Source organism: Micromonospora sp. KLBMP9576, assembly GCF_050941805.1.
GTDB lineage: Bacteria > Actinomycetota > Actinomycetes > Mycobacteriales > Micromonosporaceae > Micromonospora.
Window position 1 is genome coordinate 3,583,483 of the sequence record NZ_CP194567.1, and the last position, 15,015, is coordinate 3,598,497.

Genomic DNA, 15,015 nt, shown 5'->3' on the forward strand with positions numbered 1-15,015 from the left:
ATGACCGGCAGGGGCCTTGGCTAGGATCCGGGCGTGGGTCCGTTGACGGGGCTGCTGGACGGGGCGCGGGCGCGGGGGGCCTTCCTGCTCCGGTCGATGCTGGATCCGCCGTTCGCGCTGCGCGTCGAGGACCGTGCCCCGCTGACCGTGGTGGCCCTGGTGCGCGGGGCGGCCTGGGCAGTCCCCGACGACGGCACGCCTGTCGTGCTGGGGCCGGGCGACGTGGCCGTGCTGCGCGGGCCGGACGGCTACCTCGTGGCCGACGACCCGGCCACGCCGGCGCAGGTGGTCATCCATCCCGGGCAGCGGTGCACGACGCTGTGGGGTGAGCCCCTGGCCGAGACGATGGCGCTGGGCGTACGCACCTGGGGCACGGGGGCGGACGCCGCGACGGTGCTGCTGACCGGCACCTACCACCTGCCCGGGGAGCTGGGCCGCCGGCTGCTCACCGCCCTGCCGCCCCTGCTGGTGGTCGGCGGCGCGCAGTGGCGCAGCCCGCTGGTGCCCCTGCTCGCCGACGAGGTCACCCGGGACGCGCCCGGGCAGGAGGCCGTCCTCGACCGGCTGCTCGACCTGGTGCTGATCGCCGCGCTGCGGACGTTCTTCGCCCGCCCCGGCGCCGCACCCGCCTGGTACGTCGCCGCCGCCGACCCGGTGGTCGGCCCGGCGCTGCGGCTGCTTCAGGACGCCCCGGCCCGGCCGTGGACGGTCGCCGTCCTCGCCGCCGAGGTCGGCGTCTCCCGGGCCGCCCTGGCCCGCCGCTTCACCGACCTGGTCGGTGAGCCGCCGATGACGTTCCTCACGGGGTGGCGGCTGGCGCTCGCCGCCGACCTGCTCCGCGAGCCCGACGCCACCCTGGGCGCGGTCGCCCGCCGGGTCGGCTACGGCAGCCCGTTCGCGCTGAGCAACGCCTTCCGCCGGGTCCACGGCGTCAGCCCCCGCGAGCACCGTCTGGCCCGCTGACCGCCGCCGGGTGAACGGCGACGCGGCGGCGTCGACCGCTGCGGCACGGACGCGGCCGGCCGGTGGACCGGGCCCCGTCGATGGACGGTTCAAGCCGTGCCCGGTTGGGCACATGACCCCGGCGAGACGGTGAGGGGCACGGCGGGGCTGCTCGCAAACCGGGGACCAGCACGGGACGGGGGCCGGAACATGGACTCGAGGCAGCGCGTCGGGCCGCCGGACGACCGGGGGTCCGTTGACGACCTCTTCAACGGCGACGATCCGACCAGCGCCGCGCACCGGGCCACGGACTGGGCGGCCACTCCGCTCGGCCCGGTGCAGACGTGGCCGCCGGAGCTGTGCGCCGCCGTACGCACCGTGCTGCCGTCGAAGATCCCGATGCTGCTGTGGTGGGGCCCGGAGCTGGTGCAGATCTTCAACGACGCGTACACCCCGGTGCTCGGCGGCAAGTACCCGGCGGCGGTCGGGCAGCCGGGCGCGCGGTGCTGGGCCGAGGTCTGGGCCGAGTTGGGCCCGCTCACCGACCAGGTGCTCGCCGGGGGCGGCGCGACCTTCGCGGAGAACCAACTGCTCCTGCTCGACCGGCACGGCTACCTGGAGGAGACGTACTGGACCTTCTCCTACAGCCCGGTACGCGCCGGGGGCGGCCAGATCCCGGGCGTCTTCGTGGCCACCACGGACGTCACCGCCCGGGTGCTCGGCGACCGCCGGCTGGAGACGCTGCGCGAGCTCGGCTCGGTCTCCATCGCGGCGGCGGACACCACCCGCGACGCCGTCCGCGCGTCGGCCCGGGTCCTCGCCGGCAGCCCCGCCGACCTGCCCGCCGCGATGATCTACCTGCGTCCCACCGAGTCGCTGCCCGGCGCCCGCCCCCTGCCGGAGGGCGTCGGCGGCCCGGTCGGGCCCCTGCCGGGTCACCTCCCGTCGCTGCCCGACGCGGACGCCCTGGTCCTGGCCGCCTCGGTCGGTGTGCCCGACGAGCCCGCCGCCGGCCCCGGGTGGTTGGCGCAGATCGGCGAGGTCGCGCGCACCGGCCGGCCCGCCCGGGTGCGGAACGTGGCTCTGCCCGGCGCCCCCCGGGCCACGGCGGGGACGGTCGCCGGCGCGCCCGTGGACGAGGTGGTGGTGCTGCCGCTGCTGGCCGCCGGGCAGGACCGCCCGGTCGGCGTACTCGTCGCCGGCATCAGCCCGTTCCGCGAGCTGGACGAGGCGTACCGGGGCTTTCTCGACCTGGTGGCCGACCGGGTCTCCACGGCGCTGGGCGACGTGCTGGCGTACGAGGCGCAGCGGCGGCGGGCCGCGGCGCTGGCCGAACTGGACGCGGCGAAGACGGAGTTCTTCACCGACGTCAGCCACGAGCTGCGCACCCCGCTGACGCTGATCGCCGGGCCGGTGCGGGAGAGCCTCGCCGACCGCAGCGAGCCGCTCCCACCCGGCCAGCGCGAACGCCTGGAGCTGGTGCACCGCAACACCGGCCGGCTGCGCAAGCTCGTCAACGACATGCTCGACTTCACCCGCATCGAGAGCGGCCGGCTCGACCCGGAACGGGTGGCGACCGATCTCGCGGCGCTCACCACCGGGGTCGCCGAGTCGTTCGGGTACGCCATGCGTGCGGCGGGGCTGACCTACCGGGTGGACGTCGAGGCGCTGCCGCGCACCGCGTACGTGGACCGCGACATGTGGGAGAAGGTCGTGGTCAATCTGCTCTCCAACGCGCTGAAGTACACCCTGACCGGCACCGTGCGGCTGCGGCTGCGCGGCGACGGCGAGCACGTCACGCTGAGCGTCGAGGACACCGGCGTCGGCGTCCCCGCCGACCAGCAGCCGCTGCTGTTCCGCCGCTTCCACCGGGTACGCGGCGCCGGCGGCAGGTCCCACGAGGGCACGGGCATCGGGCTGGCGCTGGTGCAGGAGTTGGCCCGGCTGCACGGCGGCTCGGTCGGGGTGCGCTCGGTCGAGGGCGAGGGCTCCACGTTCACCGTGCGGCTGCCGTACGGCCGGGCCACCGCCACGGTGCCGCGCGAGGGGACCCACGAGCCGGCCCACGAGGCGTACGTGGCGGAGGCCCTGCGTTGGCTGCCGGGTGCCGTGCCCGCCCACGCGGACCGCACCGGCGGCGACGCCCGGGATGTCGCGACGGTGCTGGTGGTGGACGACAACGCCGACCTGCGCGCCTTCCTGGCGAGCCTGCTCGCGCCCCACCACCGGGTGGTCACCGCGGCCGACGGCCGGGAGGCGCTCGACCGGATCGCCGAGCGCGTGCCGGACCTGGTGCTGACCGACGTGATGATGCCCCGCCTGGACGGCTTCGGGCTGGTCCGGGCACTGCGCGCCGACCGGCGTACGGCCGGGCTGCCGATCATCGTGCTCTCCGCGCGCGCCGGTGAGGAGGCGGCGGTGGAGGGGCTGCGGTCCGGGGCCGACGACTACCTGGCCAAGCCGTTCTCCTCCGAGGAGCTGCTGGCCCGGGTGGGCGCGCACCTGGAGCTGGCCCGGCTGCGCAACGAGGAGGGGACCTGGCGGGCGGCGCTGATCGAGTCGTTGCAGGACGCCTTCGCCGTGGTCGACGCCGACGGCGCGCTGGTCGAGGCGAACGAGGCGTTCCGCCGGCTGGTCGGCGTCGCCCGGTTGGCGGCGCCGGTCGCGGCGCCGCACCCGTGGTGGCCGGAGGCCGCCGCCGCGCCGGCCGACCGGCGTCTGCTGATCGGCCTGCTGTGCGCCGCCCGGGACGCCGGGCGGGGACGGGTGACCCTGCCGTTGCGGCACGCCGACGGGCACCGGATCTGGGCCGAGGCCGTCTACAACTCGCTGCGGGAGCCGCGTACCGGCCGCCGCCTCTACGTCGCCACCCTGCGCGACGTGACCGACGAGGTACGCGCCGCAGCCCGGACGTCCGCGCTGACCGCGCTCTCCGGCCGGTTGGCCCGCGCCACCGACGTGGCCGAGGTGCTCGATGCCGGCCTGTCCGAGCTGTGCACCCTGCTGGACGGCAGCCGCGGCCTGGCCGTCTGCGCCGACGCCGCCGGCACCCCCCTGGTGGTGACCCAGGGCCTGACGCTGACCGGGCCGGTGCAGCGGGCGCTCGACGGACTGGCCGCGGAGGGCGACCCCCTGCTGGTCCTCGACGACGAGGGCCGGGTGACCGCGCTCGGTGCCCGCATCGAACCGGGCGGCGCGCCCGGCGGGGTGTGGTTGGAGCTGGACCCGCCCCGGTCGGTGCCGACGGTGGACCGGCCGCTGGTGCGCCAGCTCTGCGCCGCGCTGGCCCAGGCGCTGGTGCGGGCGCGGGCCTTCGAGACCCAGCGGACGGTGGCCCTGGCCATGCAGCGGGCGATGCTCGGCCCGGTCGACCTGCCGGCCGGGTTCGCGACCCGCTACCAGCCGGCGGTGGCGCCGCTGGAGGTGGGCGGCGACTGGTACGACGTGGTCCAGCTCCCCGACGACCTGGTGGGCGTGGTGGTGGGCGACGTGGTGGGGCGGGGCCTGCCCGCCGCCACCGTGATGGGTCAGCTGCGCAGCGCCTCACGCGCCCTGCTCCTACAGGCCAAGAGTCCCGCCGAGGTGCTCTGCGCGCTGGACGACTTCGCCCGCATGGTGCCCGGCGGCGCCTGCACCACGGTCTTCTGCGCGATCATCGACCGCTCGCTGGGCCTGCTGCGCTACTCGTCGGCGGGCCACCCGCCGGGCATCCTGGTGCACCCGGACGGCTCCGCCGAGTTGCTGACCCGCGCCGGTTCGGTGCCGCTGGCCAGCGTCGCGGTGCCCGGACGGCCGGAGGCCGGTGCACGGCTGCGGCCCGGCTCGACGCTGCTGCTCTACACCGACGGGCTGATCGAGCGGCGCCGCGAACTGATCGACGCCGGCATCTCCCGGGCGGTCGCCGCGCTCACCCAGGGTCGCGAGCTGCCCGAGGGCGCGCTGGCCGACCGGATGGTCCGGGACCTGCTGCCCGACACCCGCCACGACGACGTGGCGGTCCTGGTCTACCGGCATCGCGAGCCGGGGGCCTTCGTCGCCGAACTGACCGCCGACCCGGGGCAGCTCGCGCCGACGCGGCAGGCGCTGCGGGAGTGGCTGACCGGCCTCGACATCGGCGGGGACGACGTCGACGCGGTGCTGATCGCGGCCGGCGAGGCGTGCGCCAACGCGATCGAGCACGGCTACCGGTTCGCCCCGGACGCGTCGGTCACCGTACGGGGGCGCCTGCGCGCCGGCCGACTGGAAATCGTGGTACGCGACACGGGCGGCTGGCGGGCCGCGAGCCCCGACGACAGCGAACGCGGCCGGGGACAGTTGATCATGGCCCGGTTGATGGACGAGGCCACCGTGGACGGTACCGCCGACGGCACCACCGTACGCCTGGTCAAGCACGTCTCCGACGGCTGAGGCGACGCGGCGGCCCCTTCCCCGGCACCGGATCGCCGCCCGGCCGCGTCTCCCCCGCCGCCCGGCAACGCGGCGCCCTTCCGGCGTCGGGTGGCCGACGGCAGGGGCCCCTGGGGCGGTGAAGATCGGCTATAAGTGTCGAATGGAGTTTCCCGCCTACCTCGCCACCATGCCGATGCACGCCATCACCGAGATCCACGGCGAGCCCGGCCTGCTGGCCCGGTTCCGACTGGAGCTGCGCGCGTTCGACGAGGCCGCCCGGGAGCGACTCACCGAGGCGCTCGACCTGGCCGCCGAGCTGCACCGCGACGACCGGCGGGTGCGCGAGCCCTACCTCAACCACCTGCTGCGGGTGGCGATCCGGCTGATGCACCACTACCAGGTCCGCGACGTCGACGTGATCATCGCGGGACTGCTGCACGACGCGGTCGAGGACCACCCCGACGAGCTGGCCGCCGCGCACGCCGTTGCGCCGGCCGCCGCACAGGCCGTTGGGCCGGCCACCGCGCCATCCGGGGAAGCCGCGACCGCCGCCGCCCTGGCCGTGCTCGCGGCCCGCTTCGGACCGCGGGTGGCCCACCTGGTCGGCGCGGTGACCAACCCGGCGTACGACCCGGGGCGGGACAAGCACGTGCAGTACCGCGAGCACGTGGCGGCCAGCCTGGACCGGGAGCCGTGGGCGCGAGTCATCAAGATCTCCGACTTCACGGACAACGGGGTGGGCGTCATCCACACCATCGGGCCGAAGGTGGCCTCGTCGGCGGCGAAGTACCGGCCGCTCGTGCCGGTCTACCGAGAACTCGTGTCGCGGCCGGACACTCCCCTGTCCGAGCGCGTGAAGGCGCACATCATGGGGCAGCTCGACCTGGCCGAGGAACGCTTCAGCGCCATCCTCGACGAGTCACCCGCACCCTGACCAGGTCCCACCCCTCTCCACTCCACCCACCTGAGCCGGTCTCACGCCCCCGTCCGCCTCCCGCTCGATCACTACCAAGATCAGTTGACGGCCAGCCGGGGTGCGGGAATGAATTCCACCGGTCCCCCGTCAGACGATCGTGGGCAGGCCGAGGTGGAGCGCACCTCGCTCGGATGAGGCCGCTCCCATCGTCCCCGGGCCGGGCCTGAAGCCCTGGCTGCGTCGGGTCGCGAGGATGGCGAGCATCTGACGACGCACCTCGTCGGGTTCGTGGAGCAGCCGGCGGTGGGTGAAGCGGACGACGAGAATCCCCCGGGCCGCCAGCAGCGCGTCGCGGCGCAGGTCGATCTCGCGTTCGCGTGGATCGCCGTGGGTCGCGCCGTCCAGCTCGATGTCGACCAACTCGGCCTCGGCGAACAGGTCGAGGTAGACGACCTGCCCGCCCAGCCGTACCCGCACCTGCCGCCGGAGCGCCGGCATTCCCGGCCCGGCGAATACGCGATCGTGTCCCCAGATCTCCAACGGGCCTCGGCAGCCCGCGGCCAGCCGATCCAGCAGCCCACGTAGTGCGGCGCGACCCGCGAGCTTCGGCGCGGTCGCCAACGCGGCGGCGATCCTCTGCGGAGTGCTCAGGCGGTCGTTGACCGCCCTGATGAGGGTCGCCGGCCGGTCCACGGGAGGCAGCAGCGGCCAGGCGTCCACGAGCGTGCGATCCAACCGGGTGACCGGCTCGCCGTCGCGTACCAGCGCGTGCGGTGGCTCCCCGGCGATGGACCTGCGATGGTGTACGACCAGGTGCGGCCCGCTGCGCTGCCCCGCACCGATCGGCACGCTCAGGTGTACCGGTTCCCCGGGCAGTTGACGGCGGAGCTTCCACACGTCCAGGGCGGTGAGGTGGCTCAACGCGCCACGACCGCCCCCGTACGCCACGACCGCCCGCCGGGCCAGGACCGGGGCCACCCGGGCCAGCGGCGGCACGCGCTCCACGTCGTCGGCCAGGGCGGCGTCCACGTAGACCCCGGGCAGCAGCCGCAGCAGACGCCCGGCGCGCGAGGCGTCCTCCAGCACCCAACGTGGCAGCACCTCCATGGCGCCGCGTCGGGTGACGAGCCCGCCATTGCGCTCGAGCAGAGTCCGCAGCACAGAGTTCACGGCGCGACCGTGCCGGATACGGCCACCGCGCGCACGTCACCCCCATGAGTGCTGTGGACAGCACCCGCATTGTGGACAAGGCCCCCCACGTCCAGGCGTGTGCTAAGGCACCAATGGGGCTGCGACGTGCGGTGGCGGGGTGAGGTGGCGACGCCCGACGTGCGGTGGCGCGGTGGTGACGCGCGGAGGCGGGAGGCCGCAGGGCGTGATCGTCTGATAGCGGCCCGGCCGAAGGGGTGGCTGGCTTCCGGGTAATTGACAACCGAAACCCGCACGCCGCCCTCATCGCCCCAGCGCCGCCAGGCCGCAGCACCGCGCCGCAGCGCCGTCGCAACGCCGCGCCGTCGCAAGGCAGCGCCGTCGCAACGCCGCGTCGGGGAGGGCGCTACGAGCGGTGCTCCGATCAGAACTTTCACAGCCAGATCCTGCGATCACTGACGAAGACGCCCCTTGCCCCCGCTACGCCGGATGGCGTGCGGTGCCTCCTACCGGGCATACGCCATCTGCACGGTTCCGTGACGGATCCCGCAGCTCTCGCGTCCCCCGCCGGGCTGGAGGCCTACTAAGGGCAGAAGCTGACGTTGGCAGATCGGCCTGTCGCGCTGCGGCTTCTCCCCCGGCTTGAACTCCGCGAGGTCTTCGTGCGACACGCCGGCGTCCTCGAACCGGAGAGGAGACGACCTGGAGGCGACGCCGCGGCGCGACAGGCCGAACTGCGGTGTTTGAACCAGGACGAAAGCCCGTGAGAGGCTTCGTCCATGCTGGCGCCGCTCCTGCCCGACAACAAGCCGGCATGAGGTTGTTTCGGGCAAGGCGCCACCTCGACCGGGACCAATGCCGGGCGGTCGTCACCGCGGTGGCGTCCTTCTCCGCGATGGCGCGGCTCAGGTGGAGAGTGGCCGAGGAAAACTCGGAGCAGTCCGTGGCGGTGCTCGCCGAGCAGCTCGCCCGCGCCCGCCGCGACGGGTCCGTCTTCGAACTGCCCGCCGATTCGAGACACTGGTTGGATCTCAGATACGACCATCCCGACACCGGTTACGCGCTGGCGCTCGTCCTCGTCTGGTCGTACGCCGTGACCGGGCTGCCGGGCGGCACCGTCTCGGACGACCACGTGGCGGTGGCGACGTGGCAGCTACGCCATTTCCTGCCGCCGTCCGCGCAGGGCACACTCGCGGACATCGAACACGCCCTCCTGCAATACCGGCAGTCGACGGGTGTTCACAGTTAGGTTGCGCCGTCGCATCCTCGGTGAGTTCACCCGAGTCGCTGGCGGGCGGTCGTCCGTTCGAGATGCATCAGGAGCAGGAACGGCTTGGCCCGCTGGACGGCCTTTCGCCAGGTAAGTGCGCGCAGCCCGTACTTGAAGACGATGGTCGAGGGGACGGTGGCGCCCAGGACGTCCCAGACCACCTCCTGCGCGACCTGGCCCGCGACGCGAGGACGCGCGAACTCCGCGACGGTATCGCGGTAGCGGCGGATCAGCTCACGGGCCGTCGCTTCGGGGGTGAGGACGGGGTCATAGCCCCGTGACACCGCCAGCAGTGACTCGTCGAGCAGGGTACGGAAGTCGGCGTTGAACCGCCGGGACTCGATGATCTGGTCGACGTCGAGCTGGGCCAGTGAGCCGATCTCGAGCTGCCCCAGCACGTCCCGGACGACGGTCGCCTCGAAACGTTCCGACGGCGGCTGTCCGATGCTTCTGGCGAGTTGGGCCTTGACCGCCGGGTTGGACAACATGCCGTCCTGCCGGAGTTCGGAGGAGATGACGAGCGAAGCCATGTGGTTGCGCAGGCTGACGATCTCTGCCGGCCCCTGTCGTAGGGTGCTGGGGCCGCCCTCGGCGCGCTGGTAGGCCTCCTCCCGCATCGCGCGCATCACCTCGTCCATGCGGATCAGGCTCTCCCGCATCTGTCCCTGCGCGATGACCAGGTCGGCTCGGCGCCCCTGCCGCGGTCCCCTGCCGAACCTCACCCGGCCGGCGTCGTCGACCTCGTACTCGTGGCCCCAGAGCCGCAGCAGACCGGCCTCGTGTAGTTCGTCGACCCGTCGGTTGATCTCGGGCGCGCGTTCGCGGTAGGCGGCGGCGACCTCGAACGAGGCTCGCAGGACGATGCGGTCGGAGAAGAACACGACCGACTGGAGCACCTTGTCGAGGGTGTGCGGGTCGACCAACCCGCTGTCCAACAACGTGAGCGAACGAGTCACTGCGCCCCCGTGAGATAGGTCAGGTAGTCGACCTCGTACAGGTGACTGCTCCACGAGTGGTAGCAGACCCTGCTGCCACTGAGCCCCAGCGCGAGCGCGGCGTCCGACACTAGTTGCGCGAAGGTCAGCAGTTCCGGCACGAGACCGACCCACACGTCGACGCTGCGGGCCGTCAGGAACAGCACGAGGTCGTCGCCCACGATCCGCAACGCGCCGCCGACGGGCGAGACCGGGAAGCGTCCCCCGAGGTCCTCGTCCGGTCGCCAGGTGGAGAAGACGGCCGACCGGTTGTGCTCGTCCTGGCGGAGCAGTCCCACGGCCCGCTCGAACTGGTCGGTCGCCGATCCGTCCGCTCCGGGCCAGCGGCGCAACCGCTGGTAGAGCAGCGAAGACTCCCGTTGGTCGCCGAAGATCCGGTCCCGGTAGTCCTTGATGAGCTCCGGATATAGGTAGCCCTTCGGCGGGGTGAGGTCGGCCGGGTTCCGCAGCCAGACGGTGAGGCCGGGTATGTCGAAACAGATGCCGTGCCTCGTCGCGACCCGGGCCGGCAGGTCACGGGAGAACAACGCGAGCACGTCGTGCCAGCCGGTGCAGACCGTCGGCACCTCAATCTCCACCGGTACGACCTCCTGACGGTTCCCGCGTCATCCGCGTGCCTCTCATCTCGTCCTCGCCGGACCGGAGGGGCCCGCCCACGTCTGCAGGTACTTGTTCGACTGGTAGAACTCCTCGACGCTGTCCGCGTCCCACCACCCGGTGAGTACGGGCCTGACCACCAGGTCCGGCCGGTGGAAACGCACCGTGCCGGAGTCGCGGCAGGCGCCCGGGGACGGTGCGTCGAGCGACGAGCCGCGCAGGCGGACGAGTTGCGCGCCGGCGAACCAGACACCGAGGCGTACCAGCACCCGCCGTACCGCGACGTCCTGGAGGTGGTGCGCCGTCGACCGTTGGTGGGTGTAGTCGAGTCCCGACTGGACGTCGGCGACGCTGACGTCGTAGACGTCCCGGGCCGTGGCCAGCAGGTTGCCGAGCAGCGCCGGGTCGTCGGCGAGCCGCCGGTGGTAGGCGTCCTCGTAGAGCGCCAGGGCCGCCGGCCAGGGGTGTGCCGCCGGCCCGACCCGCCAGGCGAGGCGCCAGCGGCCGGGGCCGAACCGCTCGTCCCAGCGTGCCACCGTCGCTCCGCGACGAGATCCCAGTCGGCCCGGACGCTCCACGTCGACCCAACCGTGTGTCATGAACGGCCCCGGCGGCACCGCCTCACGCCACCGGCTGCCGCTGCGGCACGGCGCAGAAGCTCGGCATGCCTAGCACCGGCATCGCGTCGAGGTCGATGAGCTGGTTGTCGTCCGGAGGCTGCTCGCGGGTGACCACGCACACGTCCGTGGCGAGCAGCGGCACCTCCACGTCCAACCCGTTGACGTGCAGGGTTTCGCCCGACGTCACGAGCAGCACGCCGGCGCCGCGGGTGTCCGCCCGGATGACCCCTTCGGTCGAGCCGTGCAGCCGTACGATCCGCATCGCTCGCTCCTCCGCCCGGTTGGCGAGCCATGCCCGGGTGATGGCCGGATACTCGGTGTAGATGCGTAACGGATCCCGGTCGCCGAGCGTGCAGTAGGTGACGAACGAGGTGCGGGTCGGGGGCAACGCGCGCAGGTGGAGCCGCCGACCGTTGGCGATGCACCACTCGACACAGACGTCGTAGCCGGTGATGCCGATGTCGACGACCTTCGACGCCACCAGCTCGGGGATGTCGAAGCCCCGGCAGAAGACGAGCGAGTCCGGGCCCGAGTGGTGCGACAGCGCTCTGGGATGCGCCGTGGCGAGGCTCGGAAAGAGGCCGCCGACGAGTTCCACGAGCGGGCCGTACAACCGGCTCGACGAACCGGGCGCCGCGACGATCACGACTGCCTGCTCGCCGTCGCTCTGGTCACCGAACGCACCCTCTCGCCGATCTCGTCGACCGGGACCACCGCGTCGACCAACGCGCGGAGCGCGAATTCGGTCGGCGCCTCGGAGAACACGACGACCTTCTCCTGACCGGCGGCGAAACCGACCTCGATACAGACGCTGACCCCCGCGTAGCCGCCCGCGGCCACGACGAAGACCGCGTCGGAGCGGGCGATCTTCGCGAGAAATTCGTGCGTGAGCCGCGCCTTGTCCGACTCGTCGACGGCGACCTCCTGCTCGTTGTAGTCGTAGCGCGGGGTGTACACGGTCATGCCCAGCGCACGCAAGGCAGCCTCCGCCCGCTGGGCGGTGCCGTAGAACCTCGAGCTGCTACAGATGGTGATGGAGTCGATCACCGGCGTCCTCCAGGTGCGGGTTCATCGTGTCCTCAACTGAGGGTTACCAGATGTCGGGGCCGATCCAGATAGTCCACACCCAGGCGACGCCGGAGAATTCCTTCCCAGATCACTGAGGGCGCTTCAGATTCTGCGGGCTGCGGCAGTTTCCGGCGATCGGCGAGTACGGGATAGTCAAGCTGAAACGGCCGTACGGCGAGCCGTCGGGGAAACCCCGAACTGATCGCGGCCAACTCGTCGAACAACACTTCGAGTTGCTCCCCGGTCCAGTCGTTGGCGCCGACGGCGGGAAACACATCCAGGCCGAGTTCGAGCGCGAAGGCGAGACCGGCCCGGATATCGGGCCACTGCGCGCTGCCGGGCGGATGGTGCAGCGTCGTGTGCAACTTGATGCGCGGCATCCAGTTCCGCTCTGCGGCGGTGAGACGTACGGCACCGCGCCGCCACGCGTACACGAGGGCGGAGACGTTCGACTCGACCTTCAGCACCACGCTGGCGAGCAGGTCGCGCTCCGCCAGGGAGCGGTAGACCCCGATCACGAGGGATGGAGCCAGCAACGGCTCCCCGCCACTCAACCTCAGCAGGCTTAGGTTGCCGCCGGCCCCGATGAGCGCACGCCGAAGCGCGACGAAGTCGCCCACCACGTCGTCCGCCGTGGCGACGAAACTGTCCCGGCCTGCCAGGTGTGCGTAGTCCACGTAGCAGTAGGCGCACCGGAAGTTGCAGGCGGCGACGTGGGTGATGGCTGCGAGGTTGTGGTCCGTCCAGTGCCCGCCAAGTTCGGCGGCCACCGTCACCGGGCTGTCCGAGAGGTTGGCCACGTGCCGCAGCTCAGCGAATTCCGGCAGCGAGGTGGGCAGCCGCATCCGCGTGCGCTTGACGGGGGTGAAAAAAACGGAAATGCCGGGTCTGCACCCCACCGAAAGCAGTCTCACGAAGATCGGTGAAGGCGAAGTCGGCCTCCCCGACATTCACGATCCGGTACGCCCTTGCCAACAGCGGTTTCTCACCTGGTTCGGTCACCGGCACACTGCTGACCATTCGAGCCCCCGGGGCGGGAAGTGGCTGGGACACCATTACAGTCACATCAGTCGATGCATCCGATCGTCCACCTCCCGTGACGACCGGTCAAGCCTCTCGTGGCCCCGGACCGGAGGCCCGGACAGCCGGCCGCCGGAGCACGCGCGACACAATTACGTATGGCGACGACCGGCCGGTGGGATCGACCAGCCTCCCACCCCGGCAGGACTGAGTCGACGCACAGGTTAACAACAACCGATTCGATTGCGCCGCCCCACATACGCGGACACGCCCGGCCTGAACGGCACGTTGCCGGCAACCTCGGTCGTCGCGACGCCAACCGCTCCGCTGGAGAGGATCGCGAGCACGACGGGGGCGCCGTCGGGCGGCTGGACGACAGCGATGTCGTTGCGGGTGCCGTACCCGCCGGAGCCCGTCTTGTCGCCGACCTGCCAGCCGGCCGGGACGCCGGCCCGGATGAGCTCGTCCCCGGTCGTGTTCCCCTTGAGCCACGTGGTCAGCACCGCGGTCCTCGGCGGAAAACGCGTCGTCGACGACGTACGCGCCGCAGGTCGGTGGCGAGGGCCCGGGGAGTGCTCGTGTCCCGCCGGTCGCCGGGGGCCGCCTCGTTGAGGTCGGTCTCGGTCCGCTCGGGATCGGTGACCTGGTCGCCGAGGTCGCGTAGTGCCCGCTCGAAGCCCGCGGGGCCGCCGAGCCGCTTCAGCAGCAGGTAGGCGGCGGTGTTGTCGCTGTACCGCACGGCCGCGTCACCCAGGTCGCGCAGCGCCATGCCCTTCCCCGCGTGCCGTCGGTGACGCGGGAGTGGTCGGCGCTTCTGTTGCCGAGCAGGCGGCGAGTGCGAGCGCGGCGGTGGCCGGCGCGGCGGAGCACGAGAAGCACGATTCGTGTTCCTTTCGTCGGCACTACCGGCACCAGGCGAATCTGTCGAGCAAATGTGCGGATGGGCGCCGGCGCAGGTGAAGTTCTGCATCCGCCACTGTCTACTCCATCACCTCATGTGCCCCCTACGGACGACAAGGGACCGATGTCAGGTCACCCCGTCGACCGCATGGTCAGGACCAGCTGCTCGCCGGGCTGGCTCAACCCGTGCGCGTTGTGAACGCCACACCAGCGAACCGACCAGGCCGGTCGGCAATTGTCTTCGACGAATGCCAGATTGCTCTTGACTCGGGACTCATGAGCCTGTTGGCTGGTGCCGACGTTGCGCTTCGCAATCAACACGGGGGTGTTCATGCGGGCACGGTTTACGCTGCGCACGGTGCGACGATGTGGACATCTGGGTCGAAAAACAGGTCGACCGTAAAATCAGGAGGTATATCGAGGCGCAGAGACATATAAAGGTCTATGAGAATGCACCGCTCGGCCTGTGCTTCACCGATCCTGGTCTGCCCTCGTGGCTGCGCGGGCCAGTTGAGCAACGGATTCGGGAGCTGCGGGTTGAGTTGAGCGCTGACATCCGGCTGGAGTGGCCATCGTGACCTACACATTCATGCTCGGCAAAGAATTGGTGTGGAGCCCGGCGAACACTGTCGGGGCCCTCTACATCGGAATGGCGCACGTGGTCGCTGACGTACTGAAGGTGCCGATCGGTCTGACTGACGTATTCGGGGACACCTTCGATATCGACCCGGTGGTCTTCCCGGAGTTTGTGCGGGCGGGCCTGACCCAGTACGCCGCCAGTCACCATCCGGATCTGCGACTGTTGGTGGGTAGTGTGCTGGCCGTCTCGATCCAGCTACTGAACCAGATGGATGCCACCGTCGAGACGAGTACCGACGCGGAGCGGGCAGCCCTCGATGAACTCCGGGAGTCACTGCTGTAGGTCCCCCGTATCATGACGGCCCGACCTCGTCACGGCGTCGGGTCGTCGCCTCCCGCGGCACACCAGCCTCGTCGGCCCGGTCGAGCGATTTTGCGAGGGGGCGGCGCCGCACCAGGTTAGACGATCCTTCGAGACGGCTAAGCCGAACGAAGGAGGTGATGCGCGATGGCGCATCTGCGAGTGTGCACCCCGACGTGACGGTGTGATCGTCTGACAGCGACCCGGCC

Annotated in this window: 14 protein-coding genes and 1 pseudogene; 6 read left to right on the top strand and 9 right to left on the bottom strand. The window is 71.8% G+C overall.

All coding sequences use genetic code 11. From position 1 onward, the window contains the following. Positions 1 to 33 precede the first annotated feature (33 nt). The 3 genes from ACQ452_RS16045 to ACQ452_RS16055 all read left to right on the top strand — a co-directional run bounded on the left by ACQ452_RS16045 (position 34) and on the right by ACQ452_RS16055 (position 6,265). Positions 34 to 963 (top strand): AraC family transcriptional regulator, encoded by a 930-nt coding sequence (locus tag ACQ452_RS16045; protein WP_433385036.1) that lies wholly within the window; start codon positions 34 to 36, stop codon positions 961 to 963. A 189-nt stretch (positions 964 to 1,152) separates the two neighbouring features. Further along, a complete protein-coding gene (locus ACQ452_RS16050; RefSeq protein WP_433385039.1) occupies positions 1,153 to 5,349 on the top strand; it encodes a SpoIIE family protein phosphatase in 4,197 nt (1,398 codons plus the stop codon). 142 nt (positions 5,350 to 5,491) lie between these two features. Next, positions 5,492 to 6,265 carry an HD domain-containing protein gene (locus ACQ452_RS16055; RefSeq protein WP_433385042.1) on the top strand — a complete coding sequence of 258 codons (774 nt, stop codon included), beginning with the start codon at positions 5,492 to 5,494 and terminating at the stop codon, positions 6,263 to 6,265. Between the two features lie 129 nt (positions 6,266 to 6,394). Here the strand turns inward: ACQ452_RS16055 and ACQ452_RS16060 are convergent, their stop codons facing one another. Then, the gene (locus tag ACQ452_RS16060) at positions 6,395 to 7,417 is read right to left on the bottom strand and encodes a DUF559 domain-containing protein (RefSeq protein ID WP_433385045.1); all 1,023 of its coding nucleotides are present in this window, start codon (positions 7,415 to 7,417) and stop codon (positions 6,395 to 6,397) included. Between the two features lie 895 nt (positions 7,418 to 8,312). On the opposite strand from ACQ452_RS16060, the gene ACQ452_RS16065 reads away from it, so the two are divergent. Then, on the top strand, positions 8,313 to 8,645 hold the full coding sequence (locus tag ACQ452_RS16065; protein ID WP_433385048.1) for a hypothetical protein: 333 nt from the start codon (positions 8,313 to 8,315) through the stop codon (positions 8,643 to 8,645). Positions 8,646 to 8,671: 26 nt separating this feature from the next. On the opposite strand, the gene ACQ452_RS16070 is transcribed toward ACQ452_RS16065, so the two are convergent. From ACQ452_RS16070 to ACQ452_RS16105, 8 genes and pseudogenes are all read right to left on the bottom strand, one after another. Further along, positions 8,672 to 9,622, bottom strand: coding sequence for a hypothetical protein (locus ACQ452_RS16070; RefSeq protein WP_433385051.1), 951 nt, complete (start codon positions 9,620 to 9,622; stop codon positions 8,672 to 8,674). Next, positions 9,619 to 10,239: a thymidylate synthase gene (locus tag ACQ452_RS16075; protein WP_433385054.1), complete on the bottom strand. Its 621-nt coding sequence runs from the start codon at positions 10,237 to 10,239 to the stop codon at positions 9,619 to 9,621. The genes ACQ452_RS16070 and ACQ452_RS16075 overlap by 4 nt, the downstream gene beginning before the upstream one ends. Before the next feature lie 42 nt (positions 10,240 to 10,281). Further along, positions 10,282 to 10,794, bottom strand: coding sequence for a hypothetical protein (locus ACQ452_RS16080; protein ID WP_433385057.1), 513 nt, complete (start codon positions 10,792 to 10,794; stop codon positions 10,282 to 10,284). 85 nt (positions 10,795 to 10,879) lie between these two features. Continuing rightward, entirely contained in the window at positions 10,880 to 11,524 is a 645-nt protein-coding gene (locus ACQ452_RS16085; protein WP_433385059.1) for a hypothetical protein, read from the bottom strand. After that, positions 11,521 to 11,925, bottom strand: coding sequence for a hypothetical protein (locus ACQ452_RS16090; protein WP_433385062.1), 405 nt, complete (start codon positions 11,923 to 11,925; stop codon positions 11,521 to 11,523). Before ACQ452_RS16090 ends, ACQ452_RS16085 begins: the two co-directional genes overlap by 4 nt. A 32-nt stretch (positions 11,926 to 11,957) precedes the next feature. After that, positions 11,958 to 12,860: a hypothetical protein gene (locus ACQ452_RS16095; protein WP_433385064.1), complete on the bottom strand. Its 903-nt coding sequence runs from the start codon at positions 12,858 to 12,860 to the stop codon at positions 11,958 to 11,960. A 330-nt stretch (positions 12,861 to 13,190) separates the two neighbouring features. Next, positions 13,191 to 13,744, bottom strand: a pseudogene (locus ACQ452_RS16100) (serine hydrolase); the annotation flags it as partial. Between the two features lie 254 nt (positions 13,745 to 13,998). Next, complete coding sequence (locus ACQ452_RS16105) at positions 13,999 to 14,199, bottom strand: hypothetical protein (RefSeq protein ID WP_433385066.1); 201 nt, start codon at positions 14,197 to 14,199, stop codon at positions 13,999 to 14,001. Between the two features lie 35 nt (positions 14,200 to 14,234). Between ACQ452_RS16105 and ACQ452_RS16110 the strand changes: the two genes are divergently transcribed. Beyond that, positions 14,235 to 14,444, top strand: a complete 210-nt coding sequence (locus ACQ452_RS16110; protein ID WP_433385068.1) for a hypothetical protein — start codon at positions 14,235 to 14,237, stop codon at positions 14,442 to 14,444. After that, positions 14,441 to 14,788 carry a DUF6086 family protein gene (locus ACQ452_RS16115; protein WP_433385071.1) on the top strand — a complete coding sequence of 116 codons (348 nt, stop codon included), beginning with the start codon at positions 14,441 to 14,443 and terminating at the stop codon, positions 14,786 to 14,788. Before ACQ452_RS16110 ends, ACQ452_RS16115 begins: the two co-directional genes overlap by 4 nt. Positions 14,789 to 15,015: the final 227 nt, after the last annotated feature.